We start from the raw sequence: 20452 nt of genomic DNA on the forward strand, positions 1-20452 counted from the left end.
AAAGTTAGGGGGTAAGGCCTTGCTTAATTATGTCGATCAACCAGATAGCACGAGCGTAAATGACGAAGTGGAAAAAAATGTCATGCTTTCAGATTTACCAAAAGACATTCTTAATAAAGTTGAATCTAATGGGTTTGATCTTATTGCTGTTAATAATTTTTCTGGCAAGATAGAATATATATCGGAATCTGTAAGAAGAGTGTTAGGTTTTAGCAAAGCACAATTAATTGGTAAGTCAGTATTTCGTTATATCATGCGTGATGATCAGAAATATGTTAGAAAATTTTTTGATATAAACCATTCAGGGGAGCAGAAATTTTATATACATATTCGTAATCAAATTGGCAGATTTATTGTTTTTGAAACGATTCTTCAGGTTATATACTGGAACGGAGAAAAAAAGATATTGTCACTTTCTAAGGACATTTCAGATAAAAAACAAGCTGAAGAAATGCTGATTCGATCTGAAAAAATGTCGATTGCGGGCCAATTAGCTGCGGGTATTGCTCATGAAATTAGAAATCCTCTTACTTCGTTAAAAGGTTTCGTTCAGTTATTGCAAGGCGGTATAAATAGTAAAGATGAATATTATAAAATCATGATGGACGAAATCGATAAAATAAACACCATAACATCGGAGTTGTTATTTATTTCTAAACCGATGACAGACGAAAAAAATGATGAGAATATAAATAAAATGTTGCATGATGTGCTAACACTACTTAAAACCCAAGCTAACTTATTTGATATCGATTTAGTATTAGAGGCAGATGATGAGGACTGTATGGTGTACTGTGATCGTTCCCAAATCAAGCAAGTTTTTATCAATTTAATCAAAAATGCAATCGAGGAAATGACAGATGGTGGCATGATTCATGTTTTAATTAAAAATAATACAGAAGAGTGTATAATTGCGATAAAAGACCAGGGGCCAGGTATCCCTAAGCACCTTATTCATAAACTGAAAGAACCTTTTTTTACAACCAAAAAAAATGGAACCGGCTTAGGATTAATGATATCTAATCAAATTATTGATAATCATAGTGGAAAATTAGAGATTGAATCAGAAAATGGCCAAGGAAGTACTTTTAGTATTTACCTTCCTTTTAATGGGAAATGATATTAATGATAGGGTTTGAACTCATAGTTTTATAGATTTAATCGATTTTTAGCTATGAATTATTTTACTTATAAACCGATTTCATTTAAAATAGTATGGTGCGTACTATGTTACATAGTATTTAGAGATAGGAGAGATCAGATTTAGGTCTAACATTTTTAAAGGGGGTAACTTGGCGAAATGACTAATCAGAATCCATTTCAAGCAAAAAAGCAATTTGAACTGAACGGCAAAAAGTATAACTATTACCAGTTAAAAGCGTTAGAAGAAGCAGGAATTGGTAATATTGATCGATTACCTTTTTCGATTCGTGTGTTACTAGAATCGTTAATCCGTCAACACGATGGACATGTTATTAAAGACGAACATGTTAAGAGTCTAGCAAATTGGGCTAAAGAGAAAGGTGAGGATGTACCATTCAAACCTTCTCGTGTTATTTTACAAGACTTTACCGGTGTTCCAGCAGTAGTTGATCTTGCTTCTTTACGTAAAGCAATGGTAGATATGGGTGGCTCACCTGATAAGATTAACCCAGAAGTTCCGGTGGATCTCGTAATTGACCACTCTGTACAAGTAGATGAATATGGTTCAAAGAATGCATTGCAAGCAAACATGGAATTAGAATTTGAACGTAATGCCGAGCGTTATGAATTTTTAAACTGGGCACAAAAAGCGTTTGATAACTATCGTGCTGTTCCGCCAGCAACTGGTATCGTACACCAGGTAAACCTGGAGTATATTGCGAATGTAGTACATGGTATTGAAAATGATGATGGAGAAATTGATGCTTTCCCTGATACGCTAGTGGGTACTGACTCACATACAACTATGATTAATGGTTTAGGTGTACTAGGTTGGGGTGTTGGTGGTATCGAAGCAGAAGCTGGTATGCTTGGACAACCTTCTTACTTCCCAGCACCTGAAGTAATTGGTGTTAAATTTACTGGTAGCTTCCCGAATGGAACAACTGCTACTGACTTAGCATTAAAAGTAACACAAGTTTTACGCGAGAAAAAAGTTGTTGGTAAGTTTGTGGAATTCTTTGGACCTGGTCTACAAGACATGCCACTAGCAGATCGTGCAACTATTTCAAATATGGCACCAGAATACGGTGCAACTTGTGGTTTCTTCCCTGTAGATAAAGAATCATTAAACTATCTTCGTTTAACAGGACGTAGTGAAGAACAAATTGAATTAGTAGAAAAATATTGCAAAGAAAATAGCTTGTGGTATTCACCAGATCAACCAGATGCGGATTTTACTGAACTAGTAGAAATTAACCTTTCTGAACTAGAACCAAACCTAGCTGGTCCTAAGCGTCCACAAGATTTAATTCCATTATCTAATATGCAGAAGTCATTTAATGACGCAATCACTGCTCCAGCAGGTAACCAAGGATTTGGGCAAGATGCTTCTGAATTTGATAAAAAAGTAGAAATTAATCATCCAAATGGACGTCAATCGGTTATGAAAACAGGTGCGGTAGCGATTGCAGCGATCACATCTTGTACTAACACATCTAACCCTTATGTAATGCTTGGCGCAGGTTTACTTGCGAAAAAAGCAGTAGAAAAAGGATTAGAAGTACCAGCGTATGTGAAGACATCACTAGCACCAGGTTCTAAAGTGGTTACAGGTTACTTAGAAGATTCTGGATTAATGCCATATTTGGATCAACTTGGATTTAACCTAGTAGGTTATGGTTGTACAACATGTATCGGTAATTCTGGTCCATTACGCGAAGAGATCGAAAAAGCGATTGCGGACAACGATTTGACGGTTTCTTCTGTATTATCTGGTAACCGTAACTTTGAAGGTCGTATACATCCACTAGTGAAAGCAAACTACTTAGCTTCACCACCATTAGTAGTTGCCTATGCATTAGCTGGAACAGTTGATGTAGACCTTAGAAACGAACCAATGGGTCAAGATAAAGATGGTAATGATGTATTCTTTGATGATCTTTGGCCTTCTATGGAAGAAGTTCGTGATGAGGTAGCAAAAGTTGTTACTCCAGAAATCTTCCGTAAAGAGTATGCTAATGTATTTGATTCAAATGAAAAATGGAATGCAATCGAAACTACTGATGAACCATTATATTCTTGGAATGATGATTCTACTTACATTCAAAATCCTCCATTCTTTGAAGGATTAGCAAAAGAACCAGGAATAGTAGAACCACTTTCCGATATGCGCGCAATTGGTAAATTCGGCGACTCTGTAACAACGGACCACATCTCACCAGCAGGTGCGATTGCTAAAGATATGCCAGCAGGTAAACATCTGCAATCTAAAGATGTATCACCTCGTAACTTTAACTCTTATGGTTCTCGTCGTGGTAACCATGAAATAATGATGCGTGGTACATTTGCCAACATTCGTATTAAAAACCAATTAGCTCCTGGTACAGAAGGTGGTTACACTACTTACTGGCCAACAGGTGATATAATGCCAATTTATGATGCAGCAATGAAATATCAAGAAGCTGATACTGGACTTGCTGTGCTTGCTGGTAATGATTATGGTATGGGAAGCTCTCGTGACTGGGCTGCGAAAGGTACAAGTCTATTAGGTATTAGAACAGTTATTGCACAAAGCTTTGAACGTATCCACCGTTCAAACCTAGTAATGATGGGTGTACTTCCACTTCAATTTAAAGATGGAGATAGTGCTGATTCATTAGGTTTAACTGGTAAAGAAACATTTGATGTACAAGTGGATGAATCTGTTAAACCACGTGATCTTGTAGCAGTAAAAGCTACTGACGAAGATGGAAAAGTGACAGAATTTGAAGTAGTTGCTCGCTTTGAAAGTGAAGTAGAAGTGGATTACTATCGTCATGGTGGTATCCTTCAAATGGTGCTTCGTAATAAACTAGCTTAATAGAATTAACAGGAAAAGATAGCCCGAAATGGGCTATCTTTTTTTCTTATTATAAAATGGGGCACAAAATACCGCCGGACAGGGAGTTTTTTTCGCAGCGATGGTTTAGGAGTTACTTTTGAAAGAATGGAAGAAAGTTATACCCAAAAGAATTTCATTACTCCGAAGTTTTTCATTTAATGCAAAACTGTTTATCAGGCACATTTGGATTTTCCTTTATTCTTCAATAGGGGAACGTCTCATTTTTATAATTAGACGCTTTGGTTGTTATCTTATATAATAGGTCATAGTGTTAATGTAAAGGATGAGAGCGATGTGGAAGAGTATTCTATCGGCAATGGTTGTTTTGATTTTAGTAGGTATTGTGGTGATCACCAATTTTACAAATATCGGTGATGAGCAATTAAATCCAAATGTTATAGATGTGACGGAAGATACGTCTGTAGACGGGGTAGGTATTACAGCTCCTAATATAGAACAATTAGAAGTTGGTGACCAAGCACCTAGTTTCAGATTAGCTGACCTTACTGGTAGTGAAGTAGAGGCATTTAATGTGGAACAGGACTATGTTTTATTAAATTTTTGGGCAACGTGGTGTAAACCTTGCTTAAAAGAAATGCCTGATATGCAGACGTTCGAAGATGAAAATAAAGACTCAATTAAGGTGATTGCAGTGAATACTACGAATAGAGAAACTTCCATCGATAAAGTGGAAACATTCGTTGATGAAGGTGATTTTCAATTCACGATTTTATTAGATGAAGAAGATATCGTATATGAACACTATTCTATTATTGGTATGCCTACTTCATTCATTATAAGAACGAGTGATCAAAAGATTATGAAACGAATTAATGGTGCTATGACATTAGAGCAAATGGAAGATCACCTGAAAGAGTTACAGAGCTAGCATTGATTGGGAAGGAGTATGTTTGTGTCAACAATAGAATGGAAAGAAATAGAAGAAAAAATCCAAAGTTGGAATTCACTAGATGAGATTCCGCCATACAATGAAATAGAAATACTACGGATCTTGGACAAAGTTGAGCAAGCGACTTTTACATTACAGGTAGACTCAGAAGCATTACTATATAGTATGCTCGCTTTTTATCGTTTAAAAAGGAACGTGACAGATGATCATTTAAATAAACACCTCGAACAATTAAAGCAAGAAAGTAATCATCCGATGATTGCAGACGTACAAGCATTGAAGCACTATTTATCTATCTATAATGATATGCAGGAGATCGCCCTCGTGCAGTATCACATTCGTGAAACAGACTTTGATCCGGTTAAACTGAAAAAAGCTAAAGCACTCTTAACGGAAATGGATCGTTTATCAAAATTAAAATCGATACATACAGCATCAACCAATCGTATCAAGAAAACGTATGATCAAATTTTTGAGCAGGTGGAATTTATTGAAGATGTTGCCGAATCAATGGTGTACACTTTAGAGCAACGAAAATCAACGAAAGAAATTCAACCATACAATGAGGCAGTCGAAAAATTAAGCTATTATATTACACTTTTTTATGATGCGTTACCATCTTTCATAAAAAAAGAAACAACTTCTGATCCATTAGATGAATTAACGACCATGATCGGATTGGATGAGGTTAAAGATTATATTAATCATTATTATCAATATTTAAAATACCAACAAAAGAGAAAAGAAGCCGGTTTTCAAATGGTTGATGAGCAGGGATTAAATATGGTGATTACCGGAAATCCGGGAACAGGTAAAACAACCATTGCTCGCTTGTTAGCAAATATTTACTACCGTCTTGGTCTGCTAGAAACAAATGAAGTGATTGAAGTGAACCGTTCGCAATTAGTTGGTTCTTTTATGGGACAAAGTGAAGAGAACACATTAAATTATGTCAAGAAAGCATTAGGTGGGGTGCTCTTTATTGATGAAGCCTATAATTTAAAACGAGAAGACCAAGCTGGTAATGATTATGGACAAGCAGTTATTGATACACTAGTTTCGAGTATGACCAGTAAGGAATATGCTAAAAAATTCGCGGTAATTATTGCAGGATATCCTGATGAAATGCAGCACTTTTTATGGTCAAATCAAGGGTTAAGAAGTCGTTTTCCAGATGGTAACTTTATTAAGCTACCTGATTTTTCGAATGAAGAATTATTGCAAATCGCAGAAGATACGGCTTTACAAAATGATTATTTTTTCACAGAACAGGCACGATATCGTTTCTTATCATTAATTGAAAAGGCCCGAGTTGATGAGTCATTTGGTAATGCGCGTACCGTCAAGGATTTGGTACTAAAAGTTATTTTTCATATTGGTGCCAGGCATGAGCTACCATTAGCGGACAATTGGCTAGTCCATATGCGCATATCAGAAGAAGATATCTTAGTGCTTGATGATCAGAAAGGTTCTGCTGAGCCAATGGAACAGCTGGAACAATTAATAGGGCTTGATAATGTGAAAGAAGAGGTAAAAAAGTTATCTGCATTTGTCCAAGTACAACAAAAGCGCAAATCATTACAACTGCCGAACGTTCCAGTTCAATTACATTCAGTTTTCTCTGGTAATCCGGGTACTGGAAAAACTACCGTTGCAAAACTGTTTGCGCAAATTTTAAAGCAATCTGGTCTACTGAAACGAGGTCATTTGGTAGTAGCTTCAAGAAGCGATCTTGTTGCTGGATTTGTAGGTCAAACAGCAACGAAAACCAAGAATAAAGTCCGCGAGGCTTTAGGTGGCGTATTATTTATTGATGAGGCATATGCGTTATACCGTGGTGAAAAAGACTTTGGCAAAGAAGCGATTGATACATTAGTTGATGAAATGACAAAGCATAATGAGAATATCGTGATTATCCTTGCTGGTTATAAAAATGAGATGGAGCGTTTCATTACCAGTAACCCAGGTTTGGAATCAAGGTTTAAAAAGTACTTTCATTTTCAGGATTATACCAAAGAAGAACTTCTCGAGATGCTGCGATATCATGTCAGAGAATTTCAATACGAGTTAGATGATAATGTGATCGACTATTTATTAAAACAATTTGAAGATACGACCATTAGCGGAAATGGCCGCTTCATCGTTAATCTGATAAACGAAGCAATTCAGTATCAGGCATTAAGACTTGATATTGAAACAGAACAAATAGATAAGCTGAAGTTGTTAACGAAGAAAGATTTCGAATTAGCATGGAAATCTATTAGGGGGACGAATCAACAATGAAAGTAACTACACCAATTAAAGTGAGATATCAGGAAACAGATCAAATGGGAGTAGTATATCACGCCAATTATTTAATCTGGTTTGAGATAGGAAGGACAGCATTTATTGAAGAGTTAGGTTTTAAATACCATGAAATGGAGGGAAAAGGTGTTGTTTCTCCGGTAGTTGATGCCAATATCCAATTTAAGCATCCCATTCGCTATGGTGATGATGCCTATGTGGAGACATGGCTAGAGAAATATAATGGCATTCGCACTACTTATGGTTATCAAATCCTGGATCAGGACGGCAATGTCGCAGTTACAGGTGAAACACAGCACGTCATTGTAAAAAAAGAAAATTTCCGCCCGCTTTCCCTAAAAAAGCAATTTCCTAATTGGCATGAAGCATATCAGAATGCATTAGAAAGTGCGCAATAATCATGGCTTTTGGAATTGACAGAAATACGTTAAGGAAATGGAAATCGGATGTTCAAAATGGGGAAATAGCTTTTTTAACACATTATTGGCTCGATGACCGGTTTCCTGGTTGTAAGACTGTTACAAAAGTAGGCTGTGCTGATTATCATAAATTAATTACATGGGGTAGACAATATGGGCTGAAAAAAGAGTGGATTCACCGTGATCCTAATTTTCCACACTTTGATTTATTTGGAGACAGACAAAAAGAAATCTTAACTAAAGAACAACAATGGGAACAGATAAAAAAATTTCAATTGTAGTTGGTAAAAACAAAGAGATATTGGAAGAAAAGCTCTCACCATTAACTACTTTAAAAATTTATGAATACTCCCATCACTTTATTTCTGACAAAATTGGGAATGTACATTTGAAGATAGACACTCGCGCAAATTTTAAACTTTTTGCCTTAAAAGAAAAAAACGTTCAGATATATCATATATCTGAACGTTTTTTCAGTGTTCGGTCTTTTTATTTGGAACAGGATCGAAGCCACCTGGGTGAAAAGGATGGCATTTTAATATTCTTTTGACTGATAAATAGGTTGCTTTGAATATGTTAAACCGTTGAAAGCATTCCAGACTATAGTGTGAACAAGTTGGTTGAAAACGGCAACTTGGTGGAAACATTGGACTGATAAAGCGTTGATAAAAACGAATCAATAACATAATTAATTTTTTCAAAGTTTTTCACCTCAACGATGAAGGGCTTTATCATACGTAATCGACGCCATTGCATCATGTAAATGAATGGATTCTTCATTTTCGCACGTTACCGTGAACTTTTCAATGAACTCCATTTCAAATAAATCAGCTGCCACTAACCGAACCATATCTTCCACGAACCGCGGATTTTCATATGCTTGCTCAGTGACCATTTTTTCATCTGGTCGTTTTAACACAGGATGAATACGTGCGCTTGCATTACTTTCAGCTGCTTCTAATAAAGCTTGTTTCCAATCAACGTCATCCTCTTGGTAATCAGCCGAAAATTCTGCAGTCATTTTGACATTACCGCGTTGGTTATGAGCGCTATATTCACTGATTTCTTTTGAACAAGGACACAATGTAGTTATAGTACCCTCTAGCGACACCGTAATCTTATATCCTGCATTTTTATCATATATCATCGTGATTTCTGCATTTGCGTGATTCATACCAGCCATGTCTGAAGCTGGTCCGCTGCGCTCAAAGAACCAAGGAAAAGAGACGGTAATTTGATTATCAACCTGCTCCAGTCGATCGGCCATTTCCTTAGTAAATTGTTTTAATGTTGAAACAGATAAATCGAAGGGACTTCCATTACTATAATTTTGTATCATTTCAGTAAAGCGACTCATGTTTGTCCCCTTATGATTTTTCTTTATAGAAGAAGTCATTTTAAAAGTCCCGATTGTTGTTTGTGTAGTAGGCTTCATCTTACTGGTAACTTGTATCGGGTGCTTGACATTGGAAATGCCAACTTGATCTATATCAAATAAAAAGTCTTTCTGTGTATTTTGTAAATCTGGCATTTTTTCTTTTTCAGTTGGTTTCTTTTTTTCACCTGGTTCAACTGAGCCAAACAATTTATGTCTTTCTGTTTTGTTTGGAAGTTGTTTGGTGTTAAAATCTTTCATGATTAGACCCCTTTCGTCTTCAACTATTTCAAAGTATACTTAATCTGAGTATAATATTCAATGTAAAAAGCTTAGAAAAAAGGATCTAACGGTTCTGTTAGACCCTTTTACATCCATTTAATTTTAGGCTCGGTTTTATTGATAATTCTTTTTATATTTGCTTGGTGTCGATATATCACAAATGCTGTTAAAATAGAAATGACGACAATTAAACCGACATCTTGTTGTACAAGACTAACAATAATTGCGATAATACCAGTTAACATTGATGATAATGATACATATTTTGTGAAATAAAGGATAACTAAAAAACTGCAGATTATAATGACAAATAATAACGGATTAACACCTAAAATTACCCCTGAAGAGGTTGCTACTGCTTTTCCACCGTTGAATTTTGCGAAAATTGGGTACATGTGTCCAATTACAGCGAAAATACCAACTAACAGGGGATAAGCAATTTCTGCTTGAAAAAGTAGGGGGAGTAAAGCTGCTAGCGTACCCTTTAAGATATCGACTATGGTTACCGTAATACCAGCTTTTACACCAAGTACTCGAAATGTATTTGTAGCACCTAAATTGCCACTACCATGTTCTCTTATATCTTTCTGATAGCCGACTTTACCTACGATTAATCCTGTTGGGATTGACCCCAGTAAATAAGCAAGAATGATAAAAATAATATACTCCATCATCAAACTCCTTCAATATAATGTTATGATTGGTAATATTGATTATATTTTAGCACGATGTTAGAAAAAGAGATACACGCATTATTTAATTTTTTGTTCATCTATGATAAAAAAGAAGAAGAACTAGCAAGAAATGGATAGTAACAGGAATATTTTTATAATTGTTCACTTGCGTCAAAGTCTATTAAATGGTTTAATCAATAAAAATGAGGTGTAACAATATGAATAATGAAAATGAACAACAATTAATGCGTGAAATGTTAGAAAAAACAACAACCATTGCAGTTATCGGGCTTTCAGATAAATCATATCGAACGTCGTATCAAATTGCAAAAGCGATGCAAAATGAAGGGTATCGTATCATTCCGGTGAATCCGAATGTTGAGGAAGTATTAGGTGAAAAAGCATATGAGAAAATAGAAGATGTGAAAGAACCTTTTGAATTGATCAATATTTTCAGACGATCCATTTATTTAAAAGATTTATCAAATGAAATCGTTAATACAGATGCTGATTATGTTTGGATGCAACAAGGCGTAACAGATAATGAAGTATACGACTATTTAACCAAACATAACAAGCAGGTTATCATGGACCAATGTATAAAAGTAGCACACGCCGTTATAATGAAATAACTTTACAAATCAGAATGTATGTTCTATATTCTAGTTATAGAGGTAGTGTAGGGAAGGGGTATTGAGAAAGTAATGAGCAATAATACAACGTATAATGATGATTCGATTCAAGTGTTAGAAGGGCTCGAGGCCGTAAGAAAAAGACCAGGGATGTACATTGGAAGTACAGATGCCAGAGGATTACATCACCTTGTCTTTGAAATAGTAGATAATTCAGTTGACGAGGCATTATCCGGTTTTGGTGATAAAATTACTGTAACAATCCACAAGGATCCAAGTATTACCATAACGGATAATGGTCGTGGTATGCCAACTGGAATGCACCAAACAGGAAGACCGACTCCGGAGGTAATATTAACTGTATTACATGCAGGCGGGAAATTTGGTCAAGGTGGTTATAAAACAAGTGGTGGTTTACATGGTGTAGGCGCATCTGTTGTAAATGCATTGTCAGAACGGTTAGAAGTTAAAATCGAACGAGACGGGGCAGTTTTCTATCAGAGATTCGAGAACGGTGGTAAACCAGTTACAACGCTAGAAAAAAAAGGCAAAACGAAAAAAACGGGAACAGCGATCACATTTAAACCTGACCGTTCCATTTTTTCCACTGATATGTTCCAGTTTGATATTTTGGCAGAAAGATTAAGAGAAGCTGCTTTCTTGTTAAAAGGAATCACCATTGATTTAGTGGACGAAAGAAATGAAGGAATGGAGGAGACTTACCATTACCCAGACGGATTAAAAGAGTTTGTATCCTACTTAAATGAGGAAAAGGATCCACTCCATGAAGTAGTTGCTTTTGAAGGCGAACATCAAGAAATGGAGCTAGATTTTGCTTTTCAATTTAATGATGGATTTGCCGAAAATATTTTGTCATTTGTTAATAATGTCCGAACAAAAGATGGCGGGACACACGAGTCTGGTGCCAAAACCGCAATCACAAGAGTTGTGAACGATTATGCAAGAAAAGTTAATCTATTGAAAGAAAAAGAAAAAAACCTTGAAGGTAACGATATTCGAGAAGGCTTCACAGCTGTCATTTCATTAAAAATACCAGAACAAAAGCTACAATTCGAAGGGCAGACAAAAGGAAAGTTAGGTACTGCAGAAGCACGGTCCACTGTCGATACGATTATGGCTGAGCATTTGCTTTATTTTCTGGAAGAAAATCCGGACATTGCTTCTATGCTAATTAAAAAAGGAATTCGTGCTAAAGATGCTCGACTAGCTGCTAGAAAAGCAAGAGAAGAGGCAAGAACTGGCAAGAAAAAGCGCAGAAAAGATTCTTTGTTAAGTGGTAAACTCACACCAGCACAATCCCGAAACTCAGAAAAGAATGAACTTTACCTTGTGGAGGGTGATTCAGCTGGTGGATCAGCCAAACAAGGTAGAGATCGAAAGTTTCAAGCTGTATTGCCTTTAAGAGGTAAAGTAGTAAATACGGAAAAAGCAAAATTAGTCGATATATTGAAGAATGAAGAAATTTCTACGATTATTCACACAATTGGTGCGGGTGTCGGAAGTGAATTTTCTCTTGACGATGTCCAGTACGATAAAATCGTAATTATGACCGATGCCGATACGGATGGTGCCCATATACAAATTTTATTACTAACCTTTTTCTATCGTTATATGAGACCTTTAATTGAAGCCGGTAAAGTATTCATTGCGTTACCACCGTTATATCAGATTTCAAAAGGAAAAGGTGCTAAGGCACAGATAGAATATTGCTGGACAGAAGATGAATTAGCAAAAGTTACTAAAAATTTCAAAAATGGTTATCAATTGCAGCGTTATAAAGGTCTTGGAGAAATGAATGCTGACCAACTATGGGAAACGACCATGAACCCTGAAACTCGTACGTTAATTCGAGTAACTATTGATGATTTAGCAAGAGCAGAACGAAGAGTGACAACATTAATGGGGGATAAGGTAGAACCTCGCCGTAAATGGATTGAATCTCATGTGCAGTTTAGTTTAGAAGATGACGATAATATTATTGATAATGAAAATATTCAAATTTAAGGCATTTTAGGAGGAATTTCGTTGGCAGTAGAAGAAAAGTATTTAGATCTCCCCCTTGAGGATGTGATGGGAGATCGTTTTGGACGTTACAGTAAATACATTATCCAGGATCGTGCATTACCTGATGCTCGTGACGGGTTAAAGCCGGTACAACGCAGAATTCTTTTTGCGATGCATGAAGAAAAGAATACACATGATAAAGGATTCCGGAAATCAGCTAAAACGGTAGGTACCGTAATTGGTAATTATCATCCACACGGTGACTCATCTGTATATGAAGCGATGGTGCGGTTAAGTCAAACTTGGAAGCTTCGTAATGTGTTAGTGGAAATGCACGGTAACAATGGTAGTGTCGATGGTGATCCGCCAGCAGCGATGCGTTATACCGAAGCAAGATTATCCGCTATTGCATCAGAGATGATCCGCGACATTGATAAAGGAACCGTTGATTATATTCCTAACTTTGATGATACAATTGATGAACCAGTTGTACTCCCAGCGAGAATACCCAATTTGTTAGTAAATGGTTCAACTGGTATTTCTGCTGGTTATGCGACAGAAATACCACCTCATAATTTAGGTGAGGTCATTGATGCTATCATCAAACGGCTGGATAAACCTTCTGTAACGATAGAGGAATTATTAGAGATCGTAAAAGGGCCAGATTTTCCTACCGGTGGGATTATTCAAGGTTATGAAGGATTGAAGAAAGCTTACCAGACAGGAAAAGGAAAAATTGTCGTGCGCGGAAAGGCTAGTATTGAACCATTAAAAGGAAACCGTGAACAAATTGTGATTGATGAAATTCCATATGAAGTGAACAAGGCTGTACTTGTCAAACGAATGGATGAGTTACGAATTGATCGCAAAGTAGAGGGAATCGCAGAGGTTCGTGATGAAACAGATAGAACTGGTTTACAAATAGTGGTTGAATTGAAAAGAAATGCAGACAGTCAAGGTGTACTCAATTATTTATATAAGAATACCGACTTACAGATTAGCTATCACTTTAATATGGTTGCCATTAAAGATAAAACACCGCGATTATTAAATTTATTACAAATGATTGATGCATATACGGAGCATCAGAAAGAAGTTGTCACCAGACAAACGAAATTTGATTTAAACAAAGCAGAGAAAAGAGCACATATTGTCGAAGGTTTGATAAAAGCCGTTAGTATTTTAGATGAATTAATTCAAACCATTCGTGCGTCCAAGGATAAACAAGATGCCAAAAAGCGGATCATGGAAGCATATGAATTTACAGAGCCTCAAGCAGAAGCAATTGTCACATTGCAATTATATCGTTTAACCAATACAGATATAACATCTTTAGAGAAAGAGGCTGATGAACTTCAAAAAGCAATAGCAAAACATCAGGCAATTCTTGCAGATGAAAAGAATTTATTATCTGTGATTAAAAAAGACCTTAGAAGTATGAAAAAACAATATGCCAATCCTCGCCATACAAAAATTGAGGAAAAGATTGAAGAATTAAAAATTAATGTAGAGGTAACAGTTGCAAGTGAGGATGTAATCACATCTGTCACAGAACAAGGTTATGTGAAACGAACAAGTATCAGGTCGTATACTGCTTCAACCGATGAAGATTTTGTGATTAAAGAAAATGATCATTTAATCTCTTTATTGGAGCTTAATACGACAGATCATTTGTTGTTGTTTACCAATAAAGGACGTTATGTACCGATACCAGTTCACCAATTACCTGATATTCGCTGGAAAGAACTCGGTCAGCATTTTTCCAACATAGCTTCTATTAACAAAGATGAGACGATTGTTAAAGCCATACCAATACGGGAATTTGCAAAAGATAAATATCTTATTTTCTTTACGAAAAATGGGATGGTGAAGAAGAGTACTTTAGATTTATACATCTCGCAACGTTATTCCCGCCCATTGATTGCTTTAAATTTGAAAAAGGATGACGAGTTAATCAATGTTTATGAGACAGATGGTAATCAAGATATATTCGTAGCAACAAATAAAGGATATGGACTCTGGTATCACGAATCAGAAGTATCAATCATTGGACAGCGCGCGTCGGGTGTGAAAGCTATTCAATTAAAAGATGATGAATTTGTTGTTAATGCAGTACTGATGGATGAACTAAGAGAAAACAGAAACTTATTTGTTACCACCCAGCGTGGTGCTTGTAAACGAATGAAGATTGATCGATTTGAAAAATCATCACGAGCTAAAAAAGGACTAGTGATGTTAAGAGAATTAAAGGCAAAACCACACAGTATTGTCGGTTTCGATATAGTAGACAATAATGATGTTATTACATTAGTAACCACCAAAGAAGAAATCCATGAAGTAAAACCGATGGAACTTCCAGTAAGCGATCGTTACAGCAATGGATCATATGTGATCGACACTGATCATGCAGGCGAAGTAACAACGATCAAACAAAAAATGGAACTAACCAAAGCATTTGACGAAGAAAAAGAATAAGATAAAGCGGGACTAAGATCAGTGGGGGGGATTGACCTCCACTGATCACTAGCCGAAACTTATCAGGGTGTTAGCGTCTGTTATCCCCCTACTTAGCTTCCTTGGGTTATTTGAAGTTTGAAGTGGTGTGCTTACAGACGATTAGCGCCGTGATAAAAAGATACCCAGCTTATGGTTGGGTATCTTTTTGTACACAAAATTCATAAGATGCGAAGTTATTTTAACGTTGGTTTACTTCCTTCCACACTGTAGTTTGTTGACTGGAGACTTACGCTTCGGCAGAATACTGCGCTTTCCGCGGGCTCGGCTTCAGCTAACTTTGTGAAGAAAAGCACTTCACAAAGTGGATCTTCAGCTCTCACTGTCCCACAGGAGTCTCCGTATTCTGCCTTCGCTAATTTAAGTGTTCTGATTATGGGAAGAAAAGAACCCCATAGGTCTATGTTTTTTTGTGTCTTGCCACTTTAACAGAACACAATTCTAAGCTATGGAAAAATGCGACACCCCTGGGGGAACAACGCGAGCTGAAGGTCCCGCGAAAAGCGGATTTTGCTTTCTGAGGAAGCTGTGTCCGTGCCTCGGGTATAGAAAACACTACGAAAGCGATACTAAACAGAATTTTTATTGGTTGGCAGTTTTTTATCTGCAATAAGTTTGTGTAACAGAAAACTATTAGCAATAATTCCGAAAAATCAGTATAATGGGAAAGTAAAGTAAACAATCAAGGAGTTTAGATAATGTTGACAACAAGCAGCCAAAGGGTAGATAAGCGACAATTAGCAGACTTATACCGCTTTTTTGACGAAAAAAATGAAACAATCTATCAAGAGCAAATACTTGATTATTATGCAAAATTACAACAACAAATGTTACATCTTTGTTTTAGTGGGCATTTTTCAGCAGGAAAATCGACGTTAATCAATCATTTAATGAATGAAGCCTTATTACCTCAAAGCCCCATCCCAACCAGTGCGAATATTGTTGAGATACAAAAGGGCGATGAAGGAGTCATTGTTCATTTTTTAGATCAGCCTGCTATTAAAATGAAAGCTCTTCCCCCCATGGATCGTCTACATCAATTATGTCGTGATGGAGATGAAGTGAAGAAGATAGAAATTTTTAAAAACATGGAAGCATTACCTGAAGGAGTAACATTTATGGATACGCCTGGTATTGATGCTGCCAATGATGCCGATCGCTTAATGACCGAATCCGCACTCCATCAGGTCGATGTTTTGTTTTATGTGATGGATTATAACCATGTTCAATCAGAGGTAAATGCACGATTTTTGAAACAAATGGATGAAATGAATAAACCGTATTATGTCATTATTAATCAAATGGATAAACATGATGAAGCAGAAATAACAATTTCTGATTTTAAAGATAGCTTAAAACACGTTTTCGAACAATGGGGGATTAGCCCTGAACAAGTCTTTTATACATCCATGTATGACACAGGAAAGGAAATTAATCAATTTAACGAGTTGAGAAAAACTATCAATCAGTTAATAACAGCTAATCATCAGAATCTTTTACAAGATACTTTATCGCATGGTACCGAGTACTCTGTTTTTCAAGGCATCCAGGAAAAGCAAAAACAAATGGATGACAGACTTACTGTTTTAGAGGATGGGATAGACGATATAGTATTACCTGCAGCTTCCTATGAAGAGGTCCAAGATCGTTATCAAACATTAGAAGAAAAGAAAAAAAATATAGAAAAAGAATATTCACATGAAGTTGAGCAGACAACGAAAAACGCTCAGCTTGTTCCATATGAAATCCGTGAGAAAGCGGAGCAGTTGCTACATTCGTTCGATCCAAAATTTAAAGTTGGTCTTTTCCGCAATCGTAAGAAGATAGAATCGGAACGTGATGAACGATTAGCCATGTTTTACCAGGCAATCAAAGAGAAAGCGGAAGTAAGTTTAGAATGGAAATTAAGGGACAAAATGTCGGAATTTTTAAAACCTTACGTATCCGTTCACTTTTCGGATCCTATTTTTGAACAACAATTCCAAGCAAATGATTTGGTGAAATTGATGAATGAAGGCGCGACTGTAAATGGTGACTATATTCTTGTCTATACGGATCAGGTAGCGGCTGCGATAAAGAAAATGTATCGTCAATTTTATAAAAACAAGTGGCATGAATTAAGAGATAGGATTCTATCTCCGGTTGAAGAACAATTAAGTGAGAAGAAAAGAGAACTGGAGACAATCGAAAGGTATCAGACCATTCAAGCTGAAATGAATCAAATAAAACACGAATTTAATGATTATAAAAATAATGTTGAATCTATTTTAAGAAAAGAGCTTACTTTTGGTGAAGATGAATTACATGCGATCGAGAAGGAATTGGATGCCAGAATAGTTGATAAAGTGCTGGATATAACAGAGATACCACAAAAAGCAGAAGAAACCAAAACGGAAAAACAGTATGATTCACAGCTTAGAAAAGATAACGATACACCATTATATTCATTTAATGAAACCATTACTGATGTAGAACAATCAGATCATCTATTCAAAGGGATTAATGGGTTGGGCTCTATTCGCCAAGAAATACTTCGTAAAAAAGAGCGACTGAGTAACCGCTCGTTTACGATTGCACTATTTGGTGCCTTTAGTGCGGGAAAATCTTCTTTTGCCAATGCATTAATTGGAGAGAAAGTGTTGCCAGTTTCGCCAAATCCAACAACAGCTGCTATTAATAAGATTAGTCCGGTAAGGGACAATTATCAGCATAAAGATGTATATGTAGTGATTAAACAAGAGCAAGAACTGTTAGCAGACATACAGGAAATTGTCGAAGAAGAATTTCAAAATCTTTCTAAGGTGTATAAATGGATCCAAAAAACCAAATTAGACAGATTAGATATCGCTGATCAACATAAGTCATTTCTAACCGCTTTTTACAGTGGTTTTAATGAGATGCAAAGAAGAATTGGAACCGAATATGTCATAGATTTTATTGATTTTCAACGCTATATTCGTGAAGAAGAGATTGCATGTTTTGTTAAGGAAATGGAGCTTTTTTATGACTGTCCATTAACAGAGAAGCAAATTACATTAGTTGATACACCTGGAGCGGACTCGGTTAATGCACGACATACAGATTTAGCATTTTCCTATATCAAAGATGCTGATGCAATCCTGTTCGTTACGTATTATAACCATCCCTTTTCAAAGCCGGATCAGCAATTTTTAGAACGTCTAGGTAAGGTTAAGGATGCGTTTGAATTAGATAAAATGTTTTTTATTATTAATGCAATTGACTTGGCGAAAGACGAACAAGAAGGGCAATTAGTCGTTGATTATGTCCGAAATGAATTACATCAATTTGATATAAAAGACCCGAGAATGTTTTCTGTCTCAAGTAAAAAAGCAATCGAAGAAAAAAGTGAACGTACTGGATTGCCCCAATTTGAACAATCTTTTTATCGATTTGTAAAAGAAGAATTAACCCAAATGAGTATGCGTTCTATCTATACAGATATGCATAGAGCAAATGCTCTGGTGACGAACTGGCTGTCAATTATTAATGGAGATCAGGCTGAAAAGGAACGATTAGTCGAGCAAGGTAAAACCAATCAAAAAGAAATAGAGTCTGTAATCAAAGAACGAGATCATCATTCATATCTCGAACATGTCATTCAAAAATTAACCAAACAAACTTTTTATGCGAAGCAGCGCTTTTCCATTCAATTTGTCGATCTATTCAAAGATTATGTTAATCCTGGTGCTATTCAATCGAGTGGACGTAAAGGAAAAAAAGAAGTAGAAACAGCTCTTGCTGCACTTTGGAAAGCAATAGACACACGTTTAAAGCATGAGTATCAAGCAATTTCGATTCGCTTGGAGCAAAGCTTTAATCAATCGTTACAACAAATGCGCCAGGATATACAAAATAAAATAAAGCAAGTCGATCTTCAATTTTCGTTATCGGAAGTAGAAGATATTTATTTACCACAAGCAGACTTACATGTAAGACAAAGAGAAGTAGATAAAAATTTGTTAACTAATTGGGGTAACACTTATAAAGATTCAAAAAGCTTTTTTGCTGGAAATGGTAGAAAAGAGCTTGAAGAATATACTGGCAAGTATTTTGGTGAGACATGGGAAGAAGCTGTTACTAAAATGGAAAAAGATTTAGTGACGTTCTATCAGGAGCAATGGAAGCACCATGATCAAGTAATTTGGGAACAGTTTTATGGAGAGGTAAATACCTACTATCATCAAGTGATAGCTGGCATCGAAGATCAGGAAGAAAATAAAGAGCAATTGATTGAGATAAAAGAGCATTTAGGTCATGTGTTAAACTCAAAACTATCTGGATAAATAACAACCATACGTTATGAAGTAATCAATCTGCTCCGTCTCATAAAATTATTCGGAGTTTTACGGACGGAGTAGTACCGTGATAAAAAAATGAAGGACAAACAAGCATTTGTCCTTCATTTTTCACTATCTATTAACGTTTAGTTGATCAAATCCACGTGCAATGGTATTAGATACATGACTATCGGAACCGGGTTTCCAATTGATTCCCTTTTGTATCGCTTTTTCGAGAATCGGAAGTGGTGGATATAGTTCCTGACAGTCTTCTTTATACAGACCAGCCGTGTTAACATCTAATTCTAATTGTTGCTTTTGTATTAGATTAAGCAATCGTTCTATCGTAACATTATAACTTTGATCAACAGCATATTTGCGTTGATATTTGTGAATTAAAGTTAGGTGACCGATTCGATTTGGCTTATAAGGTCCAAGGTCAGAAATAATGGCCTTTTCCATCGTTCGGTAATATTTATCGTAGACTGCTTCAACACTGCCAAATAACTGAATGATCCGAGCAAATTCATCACTGCTGAAATCCAGGCAAACATAGTTATAATCAGGTGTTCTTAGCATATGTACAGATAAAATAGCATCATCGATATAGTGACCATATTGATCAAGAAATGAAGTAGTAGCATCTTCATATCCTTCAATATAATCGACTTCAAAGCCTACATTAATTTTTATTTTTGATTGATATTGCTTTTTGGCATTCTCAATAAGCTGAATATAATAATCAAGATCTTCCCATGACATTGCACTGTCTTGATCAGGGGTTGGATCACTGAAATCTACCGGCAATGGCGCATGCTCGGTAAAGCTCAACTCTTTTAAACCTTTTTCAATGGCTTGTTCTATGTACGTTTCGATACTATCATTTGAGCCATGTGGGCAGAAGGGGGAATGTACGTGATAATCTCCTTCCATGTTCATTCAAGACATCTCCTTATGTAAATAGGTTTAATTCTTATTGTATACAGAATTCACAA

14 protein-coding genes are annotated in these 20452 nt (G+C 36.1%); 10 read left to right on the forward strand and 4 right to left on the reverse strand.

Going from position 1 to position 20452, the window contains the following annotated elements; translation table 11 throughout:
* The first annotated feature begins 19 nt into the window (after positions 1-19).
* The 6 genes from BM121_RS19300 (at position 20) to BM121_RS19325 (ending at position 7938) form a co-directional block, all read left to right on the forward strand.
* Complete coding sequence (locus BM121_RS19300) at positions 20-1120, forward strand: ATP-binding protein (RefSeq protein ID WP_091485718.1); 1101 nt, start codon at positions 20-22, stop codon at positions 1118-1120.
* 180 nt (positions 1121-1300) lie between these two features.
* On the forward strand, positions 1301-4003 hold the full coding sequence (gene acnA / locus BM121_RS19305) for an aconitate hydratase AcnA (RefSeq protein WP_091485720.1): 2703 nt from the start codon (positions 1301-1303) through the stop codon (positions 4001-4003).
* Between the two features lie 313 nt (positions 4004-4316).
* Entirely contained in the window at positions 4317-4913 is a 597-nt protein-coding gene (locus BM121_RS19310) for a redoxin domain-containing protein (protein ID WP_175495508.1), read from the forward strand.
* Positions 4914-4931: 18 nt separating this feature from the next.
* Positions 4932-7217, forward strand: a complete 2286-nt coding sequence (locus tag BM121_RS19315; RefSeq protein WP_175495509.1) for an AAA family ATPase — start codon at positions 4932-4934, stop codon at positions 7215-7217.
* Positions 7214-7636, forward strand: coding sequence for an acyl-CoA thioesterase (locus tag BM121_RS19320; protein WP_091485728.1), 423 nt, complete (start codon positions 7214-7216; stop codon positions 7634-7636). Before BM121_RS19315 ends, BM121_RS19320 begins: the two co-directional genes overlap by 4 nt.
* Before the next feature lie 2 nt (positions 7637-7638).
* Positions 7639-7938, forward strand: a complete 300-nt coding sequence (locus BM121_RS19325) for a hypothetical protein (protein ID WP_091485731.1) — start codon at positions 7639-7641, stop codon at positions 7936-7938.
* Between the two features lie 192 nt (positions 7939-8130).
* Here BM121_RS19325 and yidD read toward each other — a convergent pair whose 3' ends face one another.
* The 3 genes from yidD to plsY form a co-directional block, all read right to left on the reverse strand.
* Positions 8131-8343: a membrane protein insertion efficiency factor YidD gene (yidD, locus tag BM121_RS19330; RefSeq protein WP_425432268.1), complete on the reverse strand. Its 213-nt coding sequence runs from the start codon at positions 8341-8343 to the stop codon at positions 8131-8133.
* A 26-nt stretch (positions 8344-8369) separates the two neighbouring features.
* Positions 8370-9293 carry a GTP cyclohydrolase FolE2 gene (gene folE2, locus BM121_RS19335; RefSeq protein ID WP_091485736.1) on the reverse strand — a complete coding sequence of 308 codons (924 nt, stop codon included), beginning with the start codon at positions 9291-9293 and terminating at the stop codon, positions 8370-8372.
* 107 nt (positions 9294-9400) lie between these two features.
* A complete protein-coding gene (gene plsY / locus BM121_RS19340; protein ID WP_091485739.1) occupies positions 9401-9985 on the reverse strand; it encodes a glycerol-3-phosphate 1-O-acyltransferase PlsY in 585 nt (194 codons plus the stop codon).
* Between the two features lie 221 nt (positions 9986-10206).
* Between plsY and BM121_RS19345 the strand changes: the two genes are divergently transcribed.
* The 4 genes from BM121_RS19345 to BM121_RS19360 all read left to right on the forward strand — a co-directional run bounded on the left by BM121_RS19345 (position 10207) and on the right by BM121_RS19360 (position 19463).
* A complete protein-coding gene (locus BM121_RS19345) occupies positions 10207-10620 on the forward strand; it encodes a CoA-binding protein (protein ID WP_091485741.1) in 414 nt (137 codons plus the stop codon).
* A gap of 72 nt (positions 10621-10692) precedes the next feature.
* Positions 10693-12645 (forward strand): DNA topoisomerase IV subunit B, encoded by a 1953-nt coding sequence (parE, locus tag BM121_RS19350; RefSeq protein ID WP_091485744.1) that lies wholly within the window; start codon positions 10693-10695, stop codon positions 12643-12645.
* A gap of 21 nt (positions 12646-12666) precedes the next feature.
* A complete protein-coding gene (gene parC / locus BM121_RS19355; RefSeq protein ID WP_091485746.1) occupies positions 12667-15120 on the forward strand; it encodes a DNA topoisomerase IV subunit A in 2454 nt (817 codons plus the stop codon).
* Positions 15121-15857: 737 nt separating this feature from the next.
* Positions 15858-19463 carry a dynamin family protein gene (locus BM121_RS19360; protein WP_091485749.1) on the forward strand — a complete coding sequence of 1202 codons (3606 nt, stop codon included), beginning with the start codon at positions 15858-15860 and terminating at the stop codon, positions 19461-19463.
* Between the two features lie 126 nt (positions 19464-19589).
* On the opposite strand, the gene hisJ is transcribed toward BM121_RS19360, so the two are convergent.
* Positions 19590-20396 carry a histidinol-phosphatase HisJ gene (gene hisJ, locus BM121_RS19365; RefSeq protein WP_175495510.1) on the reverse strand — a complete coding sequence of 269 codons (807 nt, stop codon included), beginning with the start codon at positions 20394-20396 and terminating at the stop codon, positions 19590-19592.
* Between the last annotated feature and the right edge of the window lie 56 nt (positions 20397-20452).

Origin of the sequence: Gracilibacillus orientalis (genome assembly GCF_900114645.1) — a bacterium.
Lineage (GTDB): Bacteria > Bacillota > Bacilli > Bacillales > Amphibacillaceae > Gracilibacillus > Gracilibacillus orientalis.

Bases quoted from the DNA above. Each gene is read 5' to 3' on its own strand.
- BM121_RS19310 (WP_175495508.1), top strand. From the start codon at position 4,317: ATGTGGAAGAGTATTCTATCGGCAATGGTTGTTTTGATTTTAGTAGGT.
- parE (WP_091485744.1), top strand. From the start codon at position 10,693: ATGAGCAATAATACAACGTATAATGATGATTCGATTCAAGTGTTAGAA.
- BM121_RS19320 (WP_091485728.1), top strand. From the start codon at position 7,214: ATGAAAGTAACTACACCAATTAAAGTGAGATATCAGGAAACAGATCAA.
- folE2 (WP_091485736.1), bottom strand. From the start codon at position 9,293: ATGAAAGATTTTAACACCAAACAACTTCCAAACAAAACAGAAAGACAT.
- acnA (WP_091485720.1), top strand. From the start codon at position 1,301: ATGACTAATCAGAATCCATTTCAAGCAAAAAAGCAATTTGAACTGAAC.
- BM121_RS19315 (WP_175495509.1), top strand. From the start codon at position 4,932: ATGTTTGTGTCAACAATAGAATGGAAAGAAATAGAAGAAAAAATCCAA.
- yidD (WP_425432268.1), bottom strand. From the start codon at position 8,343: ATGTTATTGATTCGTTTTTATCAACGCTTTATCAGTCCAATGTTTCCA.
- BM121_RS19325 (WP_091485731.1), top strand. From the start codon at position 7,639: ATGGCTTTTGGAATTGACAGAAATACGTTAAGGAAATGGAAATCGGAT.
- plsY (WP_091485739.1), bottom strand. From the start codon at position 9,985: ATGGAGTATATTATTTTTATCATTCTTGCTTATTTACTGGGGTCAATC.
- hisJ (WP_175495510.1), bottom strand. From the start codon at position 20,396: ATGAACATGGAAGGAGATTATCACGTACATTCCCCCTTCTGCCCACAT.
- BM121_RS19360 (WP_091485749.1), top strand. From the start codon at position 15,858: ATGTTGACAACAAGCAGCCAAAGGGTAGATAAGCGACAATTAGCAGAC.
- BM121_RS19345 (WP_091485741.1), top strand. From the start codon at position 10,207: ATGAATAATGAAAATGAACAACAATTAATGCGTGAAATGTTAGAAAAA.